The sequence below is a fragment of the Komagataeibacter intermedius TF2 genome (genome assembly GCF_000964425.1).
In the GTDB taxonomy this organism is placed as follows: domain Bacteria; phylum Pseudomonadota; class Alphaproteobacteria; order Acetobacterales; family Acetobacteraceae; genus Komagataeibacter; species Komagataeibacter intermedius.
In genome coordinates this window covers 1-234 of record NZ_BANF01000378.1, presented here as the reverse complement: position 1 = coordinate 234, position 234 = coordinate 1, and the positions used below count along the sequence as shown (strand labels likewise).

General features: G+C 61.1%; 1 protein-coding gene. It reads right to left on the bottom strand.

Annotation, left to right across the window (positions count from 1 at the left end):
• On the bottom strand, positions 1-234 hold a 234-nt coding region (locus B7449_RS17595; RefSeq protein ID WP_048883957.1), incomplete at both ends, for a transposase.

Below are 234 nucleotides of genomic sequence, written 5' to 3'. Positions count from 1 at the left end.
GAAGATCACGATGGGATACATCCGATCCAGCGCCCGGCCCTGCCACTCCCGGACCTCGTCCAGCACGGCATCGGTGACGCGGCTGATCAGGTCGGGAGAGACCTTCAGGCCATAAAGATCAAGCAGATGGGTCTGGATGTCCCGGACAGTCAGGCCGGCGGCATAGAGACCGATGATCCTGTCGTCGATCCCGTCAATCCGGGTCTGGCCCTTCTTTACAAGCTCCGGCTCGAA